A 17,516-nucleotide genomic window follows, 5' to 3' on the forward strand; every position below is an offset into this window, starting at 1 on the left:
CCGTCACCGGTTCACCACCCTCGACATGGTGGGCGCGGGACGCCGTCCCGCAGGCGCCCGCCCGCGTCGCCGACGACGCGCGCGTCACCGACCCGTGGGGCCTGCCTCAGCGTGAGGCGGGGGCCCGGTGCGTCCGGCCGGCGCCCACCACGACGGTGCGGCCGGTGACGTGGTCGCGCACGCGCACCGTTCCCGCGAGAACCCGGGTGAAGGTGCCGCCGCACCGGTCGACGGTGCGCCAGCGGACGTCGGGGCCCGCGGGGGCGGTGGCGACGGACCACCGGCCGCGCACGCTCACGTCGGCGCCGGTGACCGTCAGGGCGCGGCGCGCGGGGTGCGGCGACGACCGGTCCGGCGCGGGGCGCAGGCACCGGTCGAGCTGACGCCCCGACAGGTGGAGGCGCAGGCGGGACGACGCCGCCGTGCCGCCCGCGACGACGACGGCCGACTGGGCGATGACGAACCGCCCGCGGCCCACCCGCACGCGGCGGGGGGCCGCGCCCGGCGACGCCACGCGGAACGTGACGGCGCCGGCGGCGGCGTCGATGTGCGCCGGCAGCGCAAGCGCGTCGCCGACGGGGAGGGGGACCCTCACGCCGCCGGCCACGAGCCACGCCGGTCCGCTCACCCGCGGCGCCGTGACCGAGCGGCCCGCCACCGGCTCGGCGGGCGGGGGCGGCGACGGGACGGGATCGGCCGGTGCAGGGGGGACCGGGGGGACGACGGGCGTCGGGGCCTCCGATGCCCACCCCGTCATCGCGACGTCGACGGGGCCGGCGGCGGCGCCCGGGAACGTCAGCGTCGCGGCGTGCGCGCCGGCGGTGCGCGGGGCGAAGTCCACGACGACCCGGCAGGTGGCGCCCGGCGCGAGGGTGGCGCCGGCGCCGCGTGCGCAGGTCGTGGCGTCGGCCACCGTGAAGGCGTCGGCGCCGGCGATCGTGGTCGCGGGCAGCGCGAGGTCGGCCGTCCCGGTGTTCGACACCGTCACGTCCACCGAGGTCCGGGCACCCGCCACGACGGTGCCCGCGTCCCACGCGGCGGGCGTCACGCCGAACACGGGGGTGGGCGGGGCGGCGTGGACGAACGTGACGTACGCCGCGCCGGCGCCGCCGCTGGTCGCCGCGCCGGTGGCGGACGGGTCCACGTAGCTCGATCCTCCCCCGCCCCCGCCGCGCAGACCGCCGGCGCCGCCGCCGTGGTGGCCGCCGCCACCGCCGCCCCCGCGGGGGCAGGTGCTGGTGCCACCGGTGCCGAGGGTGCCGCCGCCGCCGCAGCCCGACGCGGAGCCCGGGTTCCCCGGTCCGCCGCCGGCGCCGCCGACGCCGTTCGCGCCGCCGCCGCCCGCGCCGCCACCGCCGGTCCCGCCGCCTCCCCCTCCTCCGCCGAAGTTGACGGACAGGCTGCCGTTGCCGCCGCGGCCGCCGCCCGCGGAGCCGCCCGCCGACCCCGCCTGCCCCGTCCCCGTGCCCCCACCGGACCCGCCGCCGCCGGCCTGGTTGCCGCCCGCCCCGCCGTTGATCGCGCTCTGTCCCGCACCGCCGCCCCCGCCCGCGACGATCACCCGCGACGCGAGACCCGACGACGTGCGCACGTCGCTGGCGCCGCCACCCCCGCCGGCGTTCGCGTCTCCCCGTCCGCCCCCGCCGTTCGCGCCGCCGGACGACCCGCCGGGGCCGCCGACGACGGCGGTCAGGGTCGCGCCGGGGGTGACGCCGAACGTGCCCTGCGCGAAGCCGCCGGCGCCGCCGGACCCGCCGGCGGGGCCCGCCCCGCCGGGGGCGCCCTGCACGTCGATGCAGACGCTCGTGACGTGGGCCGGGACCACGAAGGTGTGTGCACCCGCCGTGGAGTAGGTCGTCGCGACCGTGCCGGCGCCCTGGGCGCAGGCGGCCTCGGCGGTCGCCGCCGTCCCCCCGTACACGGCGAGGCAGACCAGCCCGGCGATGACGGCGGATGACCACGGGAGGGCGCGCGCGGGAGTCGGCATGTCCCCACATCGGCAGCGCGGGGGCGATGCCGAGCGGTGCGGCGCCGTGACTCCGCGGGCTCCCAGCGCCCGCCCGGCGACGGCGGGGTCGTCGCCGGCGCGGCGCACCTGGAGGCCGGCCGGGTGGCGATCCCGGGCGGCCTGGAGACGCTCCTCGAGACGGGCGCGCCGATGGCGGCACCGCGGTAGGGGACCCGCCGCCGCGCCCCGGGGCCCCCGGGGCGCGGCGGCCTCAGCGGTACTCGGGGTTCGGGTGGTCGAACCGGCGGCCCGCCTCCCATTCGGTGACCTGGTTGCCGTGGGCCGGGATGCCCCCGGCGCGCCGCAGCATCGACGCCACGTGCATCAGGTTCCACGTCATGAAGGTGGTGTTGCGCCGCGTGAAGTCGTTCTCCGGCCCGCCGCTGCCGGGGTCGCCGTAGCTCGGTCCGGGGCCGACCTCGCCGATCCAACCGCAGTCGGCCTGCGGGGGGATGACGTACCCGAGGTGCTGCAGCGAGTAGAGGACGTTCATCGCGACGTGCTTGATGCCGTCCTCGTTGCCCGTCACGACGACCCCGCCGACCTTGCCGTAGTAGGCCCACTGGCCCGCGGGGTTCGTCTCACCCGAGTAGCCGTAGAGGCGCTCGATGACGCGGGTGCAGACGCTGCTCTTGTCGCCCAGCCAGATCGGCGTCGCGATGATCAGGATGTCCGCCGCCATCACCCGCTCCTGGATGGCGGGCCAGTCGTCGCGGTCGAAGCCGTGCTCGGTCATGTCCGTCTGGACGCCCGGCGGGATGACGTGGTCGACCGCCCGCAGCTCGTCGACCGTCACCCCGTTCGCCCGCATGATCGCGACGGCGTTCTGCGCCAGCAGGTCGGTGTGGGACCGACCCGGCGTGGGCGTGAGGGTGCAGTTCACCACCAGCGCGCGGAGGTCGGAGGGGTCGGTCTCGGTCATCGTGTGTGCCTTTCCGGTCGGGTGCGGCGCCGCCAGTCTCTCCCCATCGACGGGTCGGGTGGAACATCACCCGACGCGCCGGCCCCGGCACCGCGCCTGCCCCGAAACCCGCGGGGCGAACGGCCTTTCGGGTGGGTCGGGGCGGCCGGGGACCGTTCCTTCGGGGGGTTGTGGCCCCTCAAGTAATTCACTGGTATCTCGATGCAGGGGGGAGACGCCGCACCCAGGAGAGTGATGTGAAGGACAGCGTCATCCGCCGCTGGCGCACCGCGCGCCGGCTGAAGGGCGACATCGGATACCGCGGCGTGGTCTACGCCACGGCGTGCAGCGTCCTGCCGGGACGTCTCGTGCAGTTCGAGTGGTTCGTGGTCATCGAACGCCGCCCCGTCGACCCCGGCCCCCTCCCCCGGGGCCTGAGCATCCGCTGGGACGCGCCGGGCGACACCGCCGTCCTCAGCAGCCTCGACCTCACGCCGGAGGAGGTCGCCCGCCGCCGCGGGCTCGGCGACCGCGCACTGATCTGCGAGGGCGACGACGGACGGCTCGTCGGGTACTCCTGGTACCGGCGCGGCCACTGGGACGAACGCGGCCTGCAGTTCCCCCTCGCCCGCCACGAGGCCTGGGCCTACGACCTGCGCGTCGCCCCGACCCGCGAGGGCCGGCGGATGCTCGGGTACCTCGGCGCCTACAGCTCCGTCGCCCTCGCGGCGGAGGGCGTCACCAGCGTCCTCGCCGGCATCGACGTCGCCAACCGCGGGGTGCTCCGGGCGACCCTCCGGCGCGGGGCGACGTCCATCGGCTCGGTCGCGATGGCACGGGTCGGCCCGGTCAGCATCCGGCGCGAGGACTGGGACGGCCGGCGGGCACGCTGGCGTCCCTGCCGTGGCGGCCGGCCCGTCGAGCGGCCGGCGACGCCGTTCGGCCCCGCCGGGCACGCGACGGACGCGACGCGCGCCGGCCTGGTCTACTCCCCCGCGCCCGACACCGCATGAGCGACCCCCGGCCTCACCCCGGCCGCGCGGGCCGCCGATGAGGGGTGTGGGGACGGAGCGCGTCTTCACGCTCCAGAGGAGTCCGATGGTCACCGGCACCCCGAGTCCCGACAGGATCGTCCGCGAGGCCGCGGCGCTCATCGGCGCATCCCTCGACGTCGGGGCCACCCTCCGCGCCATCGCCGACGCCGCGAAGCGCGCCCTCGGGGCGGACCGGGCGAGCTGCTACGAGTACGACGTCGAGCGGCAGGTCGTCACCGCCGTCTACACCACCGAGACCGAGCCCCGCGCGCGGCGCGCCCTGGAATGGGCCTGTGGGCGCGGCCCCGACGCCCTCCCCCTGTGGCGGCTCCAGCTCGCCGGTGCCGACCGGATGCTCGCGATCGAGGACTACGCGACCTGCGCCGACCTGCCCGCCGCCCTCGCGCGCGACCTCGGCAGCGGCGCGCTCATCGGGGTCCGCCTCGAGCACGCCTCCGTCCGCACGAACGGGGAGGTGTCCCTGCTCGGGACCCTCTTCTGCAGCTACCGGCAGCCGCGGGCGTTCACCGGGCAGGACCGGTCGATCGCGTACGGCCTCGCGAACCTCGCGACGCTCGGGCTGGCGAACGCACGGCTCCACGCGCAGACCCTCCGCAGCCTCGAGACGGCGGAGCGCCTCGCCGAGACCGACGAGCTGACCGGCCTCCCGAACCGGCGTGCGCTGGAGCGGCGCCTCGAGGCGATCCCCGCCGACGGCGAGCGCCCCCTGTCGGTCCTCGTGCTCGACCTCGACAACTTCAAGCAGATCAACGACGCCCTCGGCCACTCCGTCGGCGACGACTGCCTGCGGGCCGTGGCCCGCACGATCGAGGCGGCCCTGCGCCCCCACGACGACGCCGGCCGGCTCGGGGGCGAGGAGTTCCTCGCGATCCTCCCCGACACCGGCTCGCGGGGCGCCTGGCTGGTGGCCGAGCGCCTCCGCGCACGCATCGGGGAGCTGCCGATGCCCGGCGGGCACCGCCTCTCCGCGAGCTTCGGCGTCGCGAGCATGCCGGACCACGCCCGGTGCGTCGCCGACCTCGTGCGGGCCGCCGACACCGCCATGTACGCGGCGAAGTCCGCCGGCCGCGACCGGAGCGTCGTCTACGACCCGCGCGACGTCCAGACGGTCCGCGACGTGAACCAGCGCGCCCAGGTCGGCCACGAGGGCTTCGTGGGCTCCGTGCTCGCCCTCGCGGCCGCGGTGGACGCCCGCGACCCCCGCACCCACGCCCACTCGGCCCGCGTCGGCGCCATCGCCGGCGCGATCGCCGCCCACATCGGAATGGACGGCGACCGCGTCGAGGAGGTCCGCATCGCCGGGCTCCTGCACGACGTCGGCAAGGTCGGCGTGTCGGACGCGGTCCTCCACAAGCCGGGGCCCCTGACGGCGCCGGAGTGGCGGGAGATGGCGCGGCACCCCGAGATCGGGGCGAACCTCCTCGTCCACCCGGAGCTCGCGGACATCCGGGACTGGATCCTGCACCACCACGAGCGCCCCGACGGCCGCGGGTACCCCCACGGGCTCTCCGGTGACGCGATCCCGATCGAGGCGCGGGTCCTCGGCATCTCCGACGCCTACGAGGCCATGACCGCCGACCGGCCCTACCGCGCCGGGATCGGCGACGCCCGGGCCCGGGCCGAGCTCGTCGCCGGACGCGGCACCCAGTTCGACGCCGCGCTCGTCGACGTCCTCCTCGCCGTCCTCGACGGCGGCCTGCTCGACGACGCCGCCACGACGCGGGTGCCGCTCGCCCTCGAGACCGGCCCCGGGGGTCTCGTCACCACCTGATCAGCCGATCAGCAGCCCCGTCAGGTACATCACGACGACGCCGGCGAGGAACCCGCCGACGACCCACCCCGACCCGAGCCCGCCGGGTGCGCGGCGGCGCAGGTGGCGCAGGACCTCCACCACGACCTGGGCGGCGGCGCCGACCGCGACCGCGAAGAAGAGGACCGCCAGGACGTCGTTCACGAGGAAGCCGCCGATCCAGGCGCCGAGGATGGCGGGGGCGCCGGCGACCAGGGCGAGCGCCGCGAGCCGGGAGCGACGCACGCGCGCGCCGTCGGCGATGGGGGCGACGATGCCGAGGCCCTCCGTGACGTTGTGGACCATGAAGCCCATCACGAGGAAGCTGCCGAGGGCGAGCTGGCCGACCGCGAACGACGACCCGATCGCGAGGCCCTCGCCCAGGTTGTGGAGGCCGATCCCGATCGCGACCATCGTCGCCAGGCCCACGCCCGCGAGGGGGACGCCCACCGCCCCGCCCGCGCCCCGCCGCGAGAGGCGCTGGGCCACCCACGCCAGGCCGAGGTAGCTGACCGCCACCCCGATCAGCACCAGCCCGGGGCCGCCGAGCGCGCCGGGCAGGGCCGCCTGCAGCTCGAGGGCCTCGAAGAGGGCGTCCACGGCGAGGAAGCTGAGCAGCCCCGCGGTGACCGCCATGAACAGGGCGAGCCACTGGTCGCCCGCGGAGCGCAACGCGGGCAGCCAGAGCATCCCGAGCGCGACGGGGACGACGCCGACGAGGAACCCGAGCAGCGCGTACCCGCCGACGCTGCCCCCGTCGAGGCCGGGGGTGGCGACGGCCGCGGGGACCGCGAACGTCGTCTGGATGCCCGTCGAGCTGGTCACGCCCACCGTGTAGGGGTCGTCCTCGACCCACGTGTACGGGATCTCGATCGTGGTGGAGCGCAGGCGCCCGATCGTGTCCGGGCCGTCCGTGGTGAACGGCACGACGGCGTCGTCGACGGTGACGACCGCGACGGTGATGTCGTCGGCCTGGGGGTTGCGGACCAGCACGCGGATCTCCCCCGGGTGGAACTCGACGCGGCGGATCTCCACCTCGTCGGCGGGCGGCGGGTCGCTGCCGATCAGGTCGGTGATCGTGCTGTCCGACGCGACGTAGCCGGCCGCCACCCCGATCAGGAGGAGGATGGGCAGCAGCGCGAGCAGGCGCGTCCCCCACCCGCCGGCGCGCGGCGACGGCGCGGGTCCGGTGGCCATCAGTCGTCGGCCACGTCGAAGAAGCCCATCCAGCCGAGGTCGGTGAACTCGGACTGGTGGGCGTGGAACATGAACCGGCCGGCGTTGTGCCAGTCGATCTCGATGATCCCGCGCTCGCCCTGGCACTGCATGACGGTGTCGGTGTACTCGAACTGGTCGGTGCTGCCGGTGCGGTAGTAGCGGAAGAACTCGCCGTGGAGGTGGAACGAGTTGATCAGGTCGAACTCGGTGAGGTTCGCGAGGTAGATCCGCAGCGTCTCGGAGCGGCGCACCCGGATCGGGTACTTCGCGTAGTAGAACGCCCGCCCGTTGACCGAGTAGAAGTTGTTCTCGCCGTCGCCGTCGGTGTCGTAGCCGTTCATCACCAGCACGATCTCGCGGGCCGGGCGCCGCGGCGTGGGCGGGTCGATGATGAACGCGCCGTAGAGGCCCTTGTGGATGTGCTTCTTCAGGGGCGCGGCGTGGCAGTGGTAGAGCTGCATCCCGTACGGGCGCGCCGGGAACCGGTAGGTGAACGACCCGCCGGGCTCGACGATCTCGAACACCCCGTCCATGTTCGCCGGGTGGATCCCGTGGAAGTGGATCGTGTGGGGGTGCGACCCGGCGTTCGTGAACTCCACCTCGAGGATGTCGTCCTCGGTCGCGCGGATCACCGGCCCCGGCACCGTGCCGTTGTAGGTCCACGCGGGGAAGGTCACCCCCGCCGCCACCTCGATGTCGCGGTCGATCGCCGCGAGCGTGTAGCGGCGGACCCGCCCCGGCCGGTGTGGCAGGGCGGGCGGCGGCGTCAGGAGGTCGTCGAGGTCGCCCGGCCCGCCGGGGGCGGGGACGACGTCGCCGGCCATGGCGGCGTGGCCGAGGGAGGGGTGCGCGGCGGACGCGGCCGGCGGGCCGCCGCTGAGCGCGGGTGCGGCGACGAGCCCCGCCATCGGCAGGGCGGCGAGGGCCGGGGCGGCGCCAGCGATGACCTGGCGGCGGGTGAAGCGTCTGTCAGCCATGGGTGGCTTATACATTTAGCCACGGCTAACAGCAATGGTGAGACGCGACTAGCGCCGGGGTGATTCCGGCGGGTCACGGCCCCGGGGCGAAGGGAGCGGGCCCCGCCGCCGATATGGATTCCATGACCCCGACGCCCCTCTCGTCGGTGCGCACCGCGCGCCCGCGGACGATCCTGACCGTGGCCGCCCTGCTCGCCGTCGGCATCGCCGTGGTCAGCGGGATCAAGGCGATCGACGTCGGCGGGGCCGCCGCGGCCCTGACCCACGCCCGCCCGGAGCTGCTCGTCGCCGCGATGGGCCTCTACCTGCTCAGCCAGACGGCGTCGGGACTGATGTGGGGCGTCTGCCAGGGGGCGGGTGACGTGCGCATCGCGATGCCGACGACCCTCGGCCTGCACTGGATCGCCCGTGCGTCGTGCGAGCTGCTGCCGGCGGGCCTCGGCGAGGCCCTGCGGGTGGCGGCGGTGCGGCGCCACCCCGACGGCGCCCGCGCCGGCACGTGGCGCATCGCCGGCGCCCTCACGGGCTCCAAGGTGATCGACGGCGTCGTCACCGCGGTCGTCGTGCTGGTGATCGCCCTCGCCACCCCCCTGCCGGGCGCCGCCGCCGGCCTGCGCTGGACGGCCCTCGCGGGTGTCGGCGCGTTCGCCGTGGCGGGCGTCGCGTGGCGCCTCGGCCGCGGTCGCCTGCCCGTCCGCCTCGCCCCCGCCCGCATGCGCCGCGTCAGCGCGCGGCTGGCCGAGGGCGCCGGCGTCCTCTCCGACCCGGCGGGGGCGCGGCTCGCGGGTCTGCTCGCCCTGCTCTCGGTGCTGCTGCGGATCGCCTGCCTCGCCGTGCTGCTCGGCGCCCTCGGCATCGCCCCCCAGGCGGCCCCCCTCGCGTTCGCCGCGATCGTCCTCGCCGGCGTCGTGCCGGGGGCGCCCGGCGGCGTCGGCGCCCGCGAGGTCGTGCTGCTGCCGGCCCTCGCGCTCGCCCACGGGGTCCCCGGCGCGGACGCCCTCGCGTTCAGCATGGCCGTGCAGGCCATCGCGCTGACGACGTCGCTCGTCGCCGGCGGCGTCGCGCTGCTGTGGCTCGGGCCCTCCCTGGCGCGGGGGCGCCGGGCGGCCGGCGAGCCGGTGCCCGACCTCGAGCAGGTCCCCGCCGTCGCGGTCGCCACCCGGGCCTGAGGCCCGGGTGGCGCGCGGGGGTCCCTAGCGGGTGGAGAGCTCCGCCCGCAGGGCCGGGTGGATCGGGCGTCCGGCGATGGCCCGGAACGCCGCGTAGCTGGGCTTCGGCGCACCGCCCGCACGCAGCAGGCCGGCCGGCCAGTCCCGGTTGTCCTCGAGGTTGAACCAGACGACCGCGGCCATGCGGGGGCTCTTCACGAGCGGCAGCGAGAAGATCTGCCGCAGGAAGAGGCGCTGCTGGGCGAGGCCGGAGGGCTTCAGGTCGGGGCGGAAGCTGGTCCGCGCCGTCGTGTAGCCCGCCTCGGTGACGTAGAGCTTCATGCCCTTGCGCTTCGTGTCGAGCGTGTCGTAGATCTCCTGCAGGCTCGACCACGTCGGGAAGGCCTTGAGGTACGACTTCGTCGAGAACTTCGGCCCGCGCGACGGGTAGATGTGCTGCGAGTAGGCGTCGAACTTCAGCGACTTGTCCTTGACGAGGGCCTGCATCCAGGGCTTGGCGCCGAGGTTGCCGCCGCCGCTCGAGCTGCGCGGCCCGCCGACGCCGGCGATGACGATCGCCCGCGCGTTGGCCTTCTTGATCTGCGGGTAGGCGGCGCGCACGAGGCCCTTGTACTTCGCGACGTTGGTGCCGCTGTTGAACCGAAAGAACGCCTTCAGGTTCGGCTCGTTCCACACCTCGAAGTGGCGCACCCGCGGCAGCAGGGCGACGCCGCCGGTCGGCACGAAACGGCCGCTGTAGCGCGTCGCGAGGGCGCGCATGAACTGCCCGTAGAGCGCCGGGACGGGCGCGTTCGGGTTGTACGCCGTCTTGTATCCGGTGTTGCGGCCCTGGACCGCCCAGTCCGGGGTGCTGTAGACGCTCACGATCGGCGTGATCCGGGCGACGGTCAGGCCCGTGAAGATCTCGTCGAGGCGGGTCCAGTCGTACGCCGGGTCGTTCGGGTCCGTCGGGTTGGCGGGGCGCGTGGGCGCCACGGCCGACCAGAGGACGTCGATGCGGGTGACCTTGGCGCGGGTCTGCTTCACCGCCTCGACGCGGGCGGGGATCTCCGCCAGCGGAGCGGTGGTGAGGACGTCGTCCTGCACGGCGGCCACGCCGGCGACGCCGGTCGCGGGGATGGCCAGGGCGGCGCCGACCGCGGCGGTCGCCGCCAGTCCGATCAGGGCACGCCGGGGCGCGAATGCCTGTGGTCTCACCGGTCTCGTCTCCTCATCCAGGGCACGGGCGGCGGGGATGGTACCAACGATGGGCCCGGACCCCGACCGGCCGGGGCGGCCTTACGGACCTCTAACGCCTGTCGTCGAAGAACGCGCGCAGCAGGCCGAGCGCCTCGGCGGCGAGGACGCCCCCCTGGATCTCGACGCGGTGCAGCAACCGGGGGTCCTGGAGCGGGTTGATCACCGAGCCGGCCGCCCCGACCTTCTGGTCGGGGGCGCCGAAGACGACGCGGGCGACGCGCGCCTGCTGGATCGCGCCGGCGCACATGGGGCACGGCTCGAGGGTGCAGTAGAGGACGGTCCCGAGCAGGCGCCACCCGCCGAGCGTGACGGCCGCGGCCCGCAGGGCCAGCACCTCCGCGTGCGCCGTGGGGTCGCCGCGGGCCTCCCGCTCGTTGTGCGCGGCGCCGACCACCTCGCCGTCGCGCACCACCACCGCCCCGACGGGGACGTCGCCGTGGTCGGCCGCCTCGGCCGCCTCGCGGAGCGCGACCCGCATGAAGTGCTCGTCGCGCGGGAAGACGCGGGTCATGGCGGGACCCTACCCGTGGGGGGTACCCTGCGGCGGTGCGCATCGTCGCGGTCAGCACGGGCCTGCCGGCCGACCTCACCTCCGGGTCCCGCACCGTCCTGAGCGGCATCGTGAAGGCGCCGGTCGACGGGCGCGTCGCCGTCGGGCCGACGGGCCTCGCCGGGGACGGGCAGGCCGACCTCTCGGTGCACGGCGGCCCCGACAAGGCCGTGTACGCCTATCCGCTCGAGCACTACGCCCACTGGGCGGCGGAGCTCGGGCGCGACGACCTCGCGCCGGGGCACTTCGGCGAGAACCTCACGGTCGAGGGCCTGCCGGAGGACGAGATCGCGATCGGCGACGTGCTGCGGTCCGACGGGGCGCTGTTCGAGGTCAGCCAGCCCCGCGTGCCGTGCTTCAAGCTCGGGATGCGGATGGGCGACCCCGGGTTCCTGAAGCCGTTCCTGCGCAGCGGGCGCGTCGGCTTCTACCTGCGGGTGCTCGAGACCGGATCGGTCGGGGCCGGCGACGCGCTGCGCCGGGAGCACGCGGCGGAGGGGTCGATGACCGTCCGCGGGGTCGCGGCGCTCCTGCTCGACTCCGCCTCCGCGGACGACCTGGCCCGGGGGGCCGAGGTCGCCGCCCTCCCCCTCGCGTGGCGGGAGGGGTTCGCGAACCGGGCGATCGCCCTCAGGCGGCGGCCTGCATGACCAGCAGGGCGGCGTACCCGGCGGCGTAGGAGCCGGTGAGCGCGATCGGGACGGCGCGGGGCAGGTCGCGCACCCGGAAGTCGCTCGTGGCGAGGAAGGCGAGCTTCACGAGGTCGCCGGCGAGCATCAGGGCGCCGAACGCGACGACGTGACCGCCCAGGTCGCCGTCGCGGGCGAGGGCGACCGTCATGCAGACGTGGCCGGCGAGCATGAGGGGGATGAACGCCATGCCGACGACCTCGCGCTCGAGCAGGCGGTCGGCGACGGCGGCGAGCAGACCGGCGGAGAGGACGGCGAGCAGGATCACCTGCGCGAGCCGGATGCCGTCGGCCCCGTCGGCCGCCCGCCCGAGGGCCGTGACGAGCGCCGCGACGCCCACCACGATCCCGGCGCCCTTCAGGGCGGTCTCGAGCCACCCGAGCGGGCCCCACTGCCCCACGTGCCAGTCGCGGCGCACCGGCTCCGTCACGGCGCGGGGCAGATCGCGGCGCCGGCGGGGATGACGGCGCGCGCGGCGGCGGCGTCGAAGCCGCCGGTGCGGACCACGTCGGCGGGCGAGGCGCCGCCCCCGTCGACGGCGACGGCGTAGTGGTGCAGGCCGTCGGGGCTCACGGTCGCGGCGGCCGCGGGCCCGCAGAGGCGCGCGACCTCCTGGTCGACGAGGCGGACGTCCGCCTGGCGGGCGGCGGCGGTGATGCGCCCCTCCGGCGGCGACGCCGGGCCGGGGCCGACCACGGCGAGGACCCCGACGACGATCGTGCCGGCGGCGAGGACGCCGAGGCCGGCGTGGCGCAGGGTGCGGCCGTCCCGCGAGCCGCGCCAGGGGGGCGCGGCCTCGGGGAGCGGGCGGGCGAAGCGCCCCCGGCGCGCCGGGGGGAGGACCGCCGCGACGGGCGCGAGGCACGCGATCACGGCGACGCCGACCTGGGAGGCCTCGAGGCTCGCGAGGCCGAGCATCCGGAGCGGCAGGCAGGCGACGGTCCAGAGGGCCGCGAGCGCCAGCACCGCCGCCGCGCGGTGGACGCGGCCCCAGGCGGTCCAGGTGCGGGCCGCGCGGCGCCACGGGGGCAGCGCGAGGTAGGCGTCGACGCGCCGGCGGCGCCAGATCGCGCGGGCCGTCTCGCCGACGGGGCCGCCCGCGGGGCCGAGCAGCGGCTCGAGCTGCTCCGCGACCTCGGACTCCAGCTGGGCCTGGCGGCGCAGCATCCCCTCGGTGCGCTCCCGCGCCAGGCGCTCCCGGCGCCCCGAGGGGCGGCCGATCGGCGCGGACGCCGCCGTCACGACGGCTCCCCGACGGCCATGCGCACGATCTCGTCGGGGTCGTCGGACATCTGGATGAGGTCCATGTCGCTGCGGCCGACGAACCCGTCGTCGAGCAGGCGCGCCTGGATCCAGCGCACCAGCCCGGCCCAGTGGGACACGCCGCACAGCACCACCGGGAAGCTGCGGGCCTTCCCCGTCTGGATCAGGGTGAGCGCCTCGAACAGCTCGTCCATCGTCCCGAACCCGCCGGGGAACACGATGTAGGCCTCGGCGTACTTCACGAACATGGTCTTCCGGACGAAGAAGTACCGGAAGGCGATCGCCAGGTTCACGTAGTCGTTGACGGCCTGCTCGTGCGGCAGCTCGATGGTGCACCCCACCGACATGCCGCCGGCCTCCGACGCACCCCGGTTGGCGGCCTCCATGATCCCCGGCCCGCCGCCGGTGATGACGGCGTACCCGCGCTCCACGAGCCGGCGGCCCACGTCGCGCGCGAGCTCGTAGTGGGGGTTCTCGCTGCCGATCCGGGCGGAGCCGAACACCGACACGGCGGGGCCGACCCGGGCGAGGGCGTCGAAGCCGTCGACGAACTCGCCGAGGATCCGCAGGACGCGCCACGGATCGCTGTGCAGGAACTCGGGGTCGCTGCCGCGCCCGAGGAGGCCCGCGTCGGCGTGCCCGAGGGCGGCCTCCCCCGGTCCGCGGGCCCCGAGGCGGCCGCGCCGCTCGAGGCTCACCGGTCCGCCGATCCGACGTGCCGCACGAGCGCGTCGAGCGGGAGGCGGGCGGCGCCGGCGCTCCACCGGGCCACGTCGCGGCGGGCGGGGTCGCGGGGTCGCTCGGGGGACCCGAACGTCAGGACGATGACGGCGCGCTCCGGCGCCTCGATGCCGAGGGCGCGGGCGAGCGCGTCGCGGTCGGCGATGCCGTTCGGGCACGAGGTGACGCCCTCCGCCCAGGCCGCGAGCATCATGTTCTGGGCGGTGCGCCCCGCGTCGAAGTCGACGAGGCCGCCGCCGGGGCTCACGACGAGCACGACCACGAAGCCGGCGGACATGACGTTGCCCGCGGCGTAGACGGCGTCCGCGACGGCGGGGACCGCCTCGCCCTCGACCACCACGAACCGGCAGGGCTGCCGGTTGCGGGCGCTGCCGGCGAGGCGGCCCGCGTCGAGGATCGCGGTGCGCACCGTATCCGGGACCTCGGCGCCCGAGTAGCGGCGGGCGTCGCGCTTGCTGGCCACGGCGAGGTGCACGTCCATGCCCGGGCAGGTTAGACGACGGGTCGCGGGCCGCGACCCGGGTGTCAGGCGGCGGCTTCGGAGCGCTGCGTGTGGGAGACGCAGAACGGCGTCCCCCAGATCGGCTCGCGCCCGCACGGCTTGCCCTTGCGGTTGAGGGCGGCGCAGCGGGGGGTGGAGCCGTCGAGCCCGGACGAGCCGCGCTCCTGCTCGAAGAAGGCCCGTGCGCGGGTGAGGTGCGCCTCGATCACGCGGGAGGTGCGGAGCTGGTCCTGGGCCCGCATGAGCGACCGGGCCGAGGAGAAGAGCGACCGCGCCGCCATGGGCTGGGAGCGGGGGTCGGCGGCGAGGCGGGAGATGCCGGCCTCGCAGACCTGGAGCAGGTAGCGCTCCGACCAGCCGGGCCGACGTGGGTCCGGCATGAGGGACGGCCGCAGCGCCGTCCAGAGGTCTCGCGTGAACCGCTGCATGGCCGCGGCGCGGCTCATCGGCAGGTCGGAGGGCGGTACTCCCATGGTTGCGGCCATGGCCGGGATGACACCAGAATCCAGACAGGCTGTCAAGAGTCTGTCGAGGTTTATTCTTCCCAATGGTGGTCCCCGATCCCCCCCGCGCCGGGGGCGGGACGGGATAGCCTGGACAGGTTGTCGAGATTTGATCCAGCCGTGACCCCGCTGACCACCGACACGACGCCGACGACCCCACCGGGCCTCCTGCGCATCGGGGAGCTCAGCCGCCGTCACGGCGTCAGTCCGGACCTGCTCCGGGTGTGGGAGCGGCGCTACGGCCTGCTGGAGCCCGAGCGCTCCCCCGGCGGCTTCCGGCTCTACACGCCGAAGGACGAGGAGCGCGTGCGCGCCATGCGCCGCCACCTCGCCCAGGGGTTCTCGGCCGCCGTCGCGGCCCGCATGGCCCTGCGCGCGCCGACGCCGCCGCCCTCGTCCGAGCGCCAGGGGGCGATGGACAGCGCCCTCGACGAGCTCGGCGCCGCGCTCGAGGCGTTCCAGGACGTCGAGGCGCAGGCGGTGCTCGACCGGCTGCTCGCGACGTTCAGCGTCGAGGCCGTCCTCCGCGACGTGGTCCTCCCCTACCTCCAGCGCCTCGGGCGCCGGTGGGAAGAGGGCGAGATCTCGATCGGCCAGGAGCACTTCGCCAGCGCCGTCCTGCGCGGCCGGCTGCTCGGCCTCGCCCGCGGGTTCGACGTCGGCGTCGGCCCGCGCGCGCTGCTCGCATGCCCGTCGGGCGAGCGACACGACCTCGGGCTGCTGTGCTTCGGCATCGGGCTGCGCGAGCACGGCTGGCGCGTCACCTACCTCGGCGCGGACAGCCCCATCGAGACGATCCGCGACACCGCCGGGCGCCTCGACCCGGACCTCGTCGTCGTCTGCGCCGAGCGCGAGGAGCCGCTCGACGCCGTCGTGCACGAGCTGCGCGAGCTGTCGGCCGCCCACCCCCTCGCCCTCGCGGGACGGGGCGCCTCGGTGGAGACGGCGCACGCCGCGCGCGCCTCGCTGCTGCAGGACGCGCCCATGGCCGCCGCGGCGCGGCTGGCGAGCGAGTGGACGTCCCGGGGAAAGGTGCGTGAGACCCGGCCCAGCGGGTAGCCTTCGCCACCATCCGAGCGGAGGGGAGGCCGATGACGGAGTTCCTCAACACGACGATCAACGGCCTCTCGAGCGGGGCCATCTACGCGCTCGGGGCCATCGGGTTGTCGCTGGTCTACGGCATCCTGAAGCTGGTCAACTTCGCGCACGGCGACTTCATGACCCTCGGCGGCTACGTCGCGTTCGCCATCAACGTGAGCGCGGGGATGCCCCTCGTGGTCGCGTTCCTCGGCGCGATCGCCGCGGTCGCCGCCCTCGGCCTGGTCCTCGAGTGGGGCATCTGGGCCCCCATGCGCCGCCGCGGCGCGGGCGTCATGCAGCTCCTGCTGCTCTCGATCGGCCTCGCCTTCGTCATCCGCAACCTGATCCTCTTCCACTGGGGCGGTGACGACCGCTCGCTCGACGTCGACCAGTTCCAGTCGTGGAACCCGTTCGGCGGCGTCCAGATCACCGCGATCCAGGTGACGGTGATCGTCACCGCCGGCGTCGTCCTGCTGGTCGTCGCGACGATGCTGAAGTCGACGCTGATCGGGAAGACGATGCGGGCCCTCGCCGACTCCTTCGACCTGGCCGAGGTCTCCGGCGTCAACACGAAGCGCGTCGTGACGTACACGTGGCTGCTCGCGGGGTCCCTCGCCGGCCTCGCCGGCGTCCTCGCCGCCGTCTACACGACCCTCACCCCCAACACGGGGTGGTTCCTGCTGCTGTCGATCTTCGCGGCGGTCGTGCTCGGCGGCATCGGCAACGCCTACGGCGCGCTCGTCGGCGGCGTCGTGCTCGGGCTGGTGCAGGAGTGGTCGACGATCTTCTTCGCGGCGACCTACAAGGAGGCCATCGGCTTCGTCGTCCTGATCCTCGTGCTGCTCCTCCGGCCGCAGGGCATCTTCGGCCAGGCCCGGACGGTCTGAGGCCGTGGACCCCCTCCTCGCATTCGGCTTCTGGGCCTTCGTCCTCACCTTCGCCGGGATCTACGCGATCTTCGTCCTCGGCCTGCAGGTCGAGGTCGGCGACACCGGCCTCATCAACTTCGGCCACGTCGCGTTCATGGCGATCGGCGCCTACACCACCGGCCTGCTGCTCACCAACGACGTCTCCATCTGGATCGCGATGCCGGTGGCGATCATCGCGGCGGGCGCGGCGGGCGCCCTGCTCGGCATCCCGACCCTGCGCCTGCGCGCCGACTACTTCGCGATCACGACGATCGCGGCCGGGGAGATCCTGCGGATCACGATCGAGAACGAACAGGAGACCACCGGCGGCACCCAGGGCCTGCGCGGGGCGAGCGGCCCGTGGCGCGACTTCAACAACGACGTCCTCGACACGTTCTCCGGGTGGGGCATCGACCTCGACCGGCGCGTGCCGCTGCTCGTGATCGTCTGGGTGACCCTCGTCCTGGTGGGGCTGCTGCTCGTGTACCTCGGCCGCACCCCGTGGCGGCGTGCGCTGCGGGCGGTGCGCGAGAACGAGGAGGCCGCGGCGGCGTCGGGGATCCCGGTGTTCTCGTACAAGCTGCAGTCTCTGGTGCTGGGCTCGGCCATCGCCGGCCTCGCCGGGGTGCTGTTCACCTTCTACTCGACGACCCTCTTCCCCGAGAACTTCGAGCCCATCTTCACCTTCGTCGGCTTCGCGATCCTCATCCTCGGCGGTATCGGCTCGTACTTCGGCGTCGTCGTCGGGTCGATCGTGATCGGGTTCATCGTGTCCGGCACCCGGTTCCTCGACTTCCCGCTCGAGGCCGACAAGGTCGCCGCCCTGCGCTTCGTGCTGGTCGGGCTGATCATCATGGCGATGATGGCCTTCCGGCCGCAGGGGCTGTTCGGCAAGAAGGAGGAGCTCCATCTCGACGCCTGACG

Annotated in this window: 19 protein-coding genes; 8 read left to right on the forward strand and 11 right to left on the reverse strand. The window is 75.3% G+C overall.

Annotation, left to right across the window (positions count from 1 at the left end; translation table 11 throughout):
- Positions 1-106: 106 nt before the first annotated feature.
- On the reverse strand, positions 107-1,987 hold the full coding sequence (locus IU369_RS23655) for a choice-of-anchor D domain-containing protein (RefSeq protein WP_281426196.1): 1,881 nt from the start codon (positions 1,985-1,987) through the stop codon (positions 107-109).
- A gap of 36 nt (positions 1,988-2,023) precedes the next feature.
- On the opposite strand from IU369_RS23655, the gene IU369_RS16275 reads away from it, so the two are divergent.
- Positions 2,024-2,176 carry a hypothetical protein gene (locus IU369_RS16275; protein ID WP_217922034.1) on the forward strand — a complete coding sequence of 51 codons (153 nt, stop codon included), beginning with the start codon at positions 2,024-2,026 and terminating at the stop codon, positions 2,174-2,176.
- Positions 2,177-2,219: 43 nt separating this feature from the next.
- On the opposite strand, the gene IU369_RS16280 is transcribed toward IU369_RS16275, so the two are convergent.
- A complete protein-coding gene (locus IU369_RS16280) occupies positions 2,220-2,930 on the reverse strand; it encodes a flavodoxin family protein (protein WP_217922035.1) in 711 nt (236 codons plus the stop codon).
- Positions 2,931-3,166: 236 nt separating this feature from the next.
- Between IU369_RS16280 and IU369_RS16285 the strand changes: the two genes are divergently transcribed.
- Complete coding sequence (locus tag IU369_RS16285; RefSeq protein ID WP_217922036.1) at positions 3,167-3,922, forward strand: hypothetical protein; 756 nt, start codon at positions 3,167-3,169, stop codon at positions 3,920-3,922.
- 85 nt (positions 3,923-4,007) lie between these two features.
- Positions 4,008-5,735: a diguanylate cyclase gene (locus tag IU369_RS16290; RefSeq protein WP_217922037.1), complete on the forward strand. Its 1,728-nt coding sequence runs from the start codon at positions 4,008-4,010 to the stop codon at positions 5,733-5,735.
- On the opposite strand, the gene IU369_RS16295 is transcribed toward IU369_RS16290, so the two are convergent.
- Both IU369_RS16295 and IU369_RS16300 read right to left on the reverse strand, forming a co-directional pair.
- Positions 5,736-6,950: a ZIP family metal transporter gene (locus tag IU369_RS16295; RefSeq protein WP_217922038.1), complete on the reverse strand. Its 1,215-nt coding sequence runs from the start codon at positions 6,948-6,950 to the stop codon at positions 5,736-5,738. It lies immediately after the preceding gene.
- The gene (locus tag IU369_RS16300; RefSeq protein ID WP_217922039.1) at positions 6,950-7,948 is read right to left on the reverse strand and encodes a multicopper oxidase domain-containing protein; all 999 of its coding nucleotides are present in this window, start codon (positions 7,946-7,948) and stop codon (positions 6,950-6,952) included. Before IU369_RS16300 ends, IU369_RS16295 begins: the two co-directional genes overlap by 1 nt.
- Before the next feature lie 122 nt (positions 7,949-8,070).
- Between IU369_RS16300 and IU369_RS16305 the strand changes: the two genes are divergently transcribed.
- The gene (locus tag IU369_RS16305; RefSeq protein WP_217922040.1) at positions 8,071-9,117 is read left to right on the forward strand and encodes a lysylphosphatidylglycerol synthase transmembrane domain-containing protein; all 1,047 of its coding nucleotides are present in this window, start codon (positions 8,071-8,073) and stop codon (positions 9,115-9,117) included.
- 24 nt (positions 9,118-9,141) lie between these two features.
- On the opposite strand, the gene IU369_RS16310 is transcribed toward IU369_RS16305, so the two are convergent.
- Both IU369_RS16310 and tadA read right to left on the reverse strand, forming a co-directional pair.
- On the reverse strand, positions 9,142-10,314 hold the full coding sequence (locus tag IU369_RS16310) for a GH39 family glycosyl hydrolase (protein ID WP_217922041.1): 1,173 nt from the start codon (positions 10,312-10,314) through the stop codon (positions 9,142-9,144).
- A 91-nt stretch (positions 10,315-10,405) separates the two neighbouring features.
- Positions 10,406-10,867, reverse strand: coding sequence for a tRNA adenosine(34) deaminase TadA (gene tadA, locus IU369_RS16315; protein WP_217922042.1), 462 nt, complete (start codon positions 10,865-10,867; stop codon positions 10,406-10,408).
- Between the two features lie 35 nt (positions 10,868-10,902).
- Here tadA and IU369_RS16320 point away from each other — a divergent pair, with 35 nt between their 5' ends.
- A complete protein-coding gene (locus IU369_RS16320) occupies positions 10,903-11,556 on the forward strand; it encodes an MOSC domain-containing protein (protein ID WP_217922043.1) in 654 nt (217 codons plus the stop codon).
- Here the strand turns inward: IU369_RS16320 and IU369_RS16325 are convergent.
- From IU369_RS16325 to IU369_RS16345, 5 genes are read right to left on the reverse strand one after another with little or no spacing between them, the layout of a single operon-like run.
- A complete protein-coding gene (locus IU369_RS16325; RefSeq protein WP_217922044.1) occupies positions 11,537-12,025 on the reverse strand; it encodes a hypothetical protein in 489 nt (162 codons plus the stop codon). The two genes, IU369_RS16320 and IU369_RS16325, sit on opposite strands and share 20 nt — an antisense overlap.
- Positions 12,022-12,837 carry a hypothetical protein gene (locus tag IU369_RS16330; RefSeq protein WP_217922045.1) on the reverse strand — a complete coding sequence of 272 codons (816 nt, stop codon included), beginning with the start codon at positions 12,835-12,837 and terminating at the stop codon, positions 12,022-12,024. The genes IU369_RS16325 and IU369_RS16330 overlap by 4 nt, the downstream gene beginning before the upstream one ends.
- Positions 12,834-13,556, reverse strand: a complete 723-nt coding sequence (locus IU369_RS16335; protein ID WP_246551290.1) for an LOG family protein — start codon at positions 13,554-13,556, stop codon at positions 12,834-12,836. Before IU369_RS16335 ends, IU369_RS16330 begins: the two co-directional genes overlap by 4 nt.
- Positions 13,553-14,080: a nitroreductase family protein gene (locus IU369_RS16340; RefSeq protein WP_217922047.1), complete on the reverse strand. Its 528-nt coding sequence runs from the start codon at positions 14,078-14,080 to the stop codon at positions 13,553-13,555. Before IU369_RS16340 ends, IU369_RS16335 begins: the two co-directional genes overlap by 4 nt.
- Positions 14,081-14,124: 44 nt before the next feature.
- Positions 14,125-14,586 carry a hypothetical protein gene (locus IU369_RS16345; protein ID WP_217922048.1) on the reverse strand — a complete coding sequence of 154 codons (462 nt, stop codon included), beginning with the start codon at positions 14,584-14,586 and terminating at the stop codon, positions 14,125-14,127.
- A gap of 138 nt (positions 14,587-14,724) precedes the next feature.
- Here IU369_RS16345 and IU369_RS16350 point away from each other — a divergent pair, with 138 nt between their 5' ends.
- From IU369_RS16350 to IU369_RS16360, 3 genes are read left to right on the forward strand one after another with little or no spacing between them, the layout of a single operon-like run.
- Positions 14,725-15,663: a MerR family transcriptional regulator gene (locus IU369_RS16350; RefSeq protein WP_217922049.1), complete on the forward strand. Its 939-nt coding sequence runs from the start codon at positions 14,725-14,727 to the stop codon at positions 15,661-15,663.
- Between the two features lie 32 nt (positions 15,664-15,695).
- The gene (locus tag IU369_RS16355; protein WP_217922050.1) at positions 15,696-16,571 is read left to right on the forward strand and encodes a branched-chain amino acid ABC transporter permease; all 876 of its coding nucleotides are present in this window, start codon (positions 15,696-15,698) and stop codon (positions 16,569-16,571) included.
- A 4-nt stretch (positions 16,572-16,575) separates the two neighbouring features.
- The gene (locus IU369_RS16360; RefSeq protein ID WP_217922051.1) at positions 16,576-17,514 is read left to right on the forward strand and encodes a branched-chain amino acid ABC transporter permease; all 939 of its coding nucleotides are present in this window, start codon (positions 16,576-16,578) and stop codon (positions 17,512-17,514) included.
- The last annotated feature ends 2 nt before the right edge of the window (positions 17,515-17,516 follow it).

Source organism: Miltoncostaea oceani, assembly GCF_018141545.1.
GTDB classification, from domain to species: domain Bacteria; phylum Actinomycetota; class Thermoleophilia; order Miltoncostaeales; family Miltoncostaeaceae; genus Miltoncostaea; species Miltoncostaea oceani.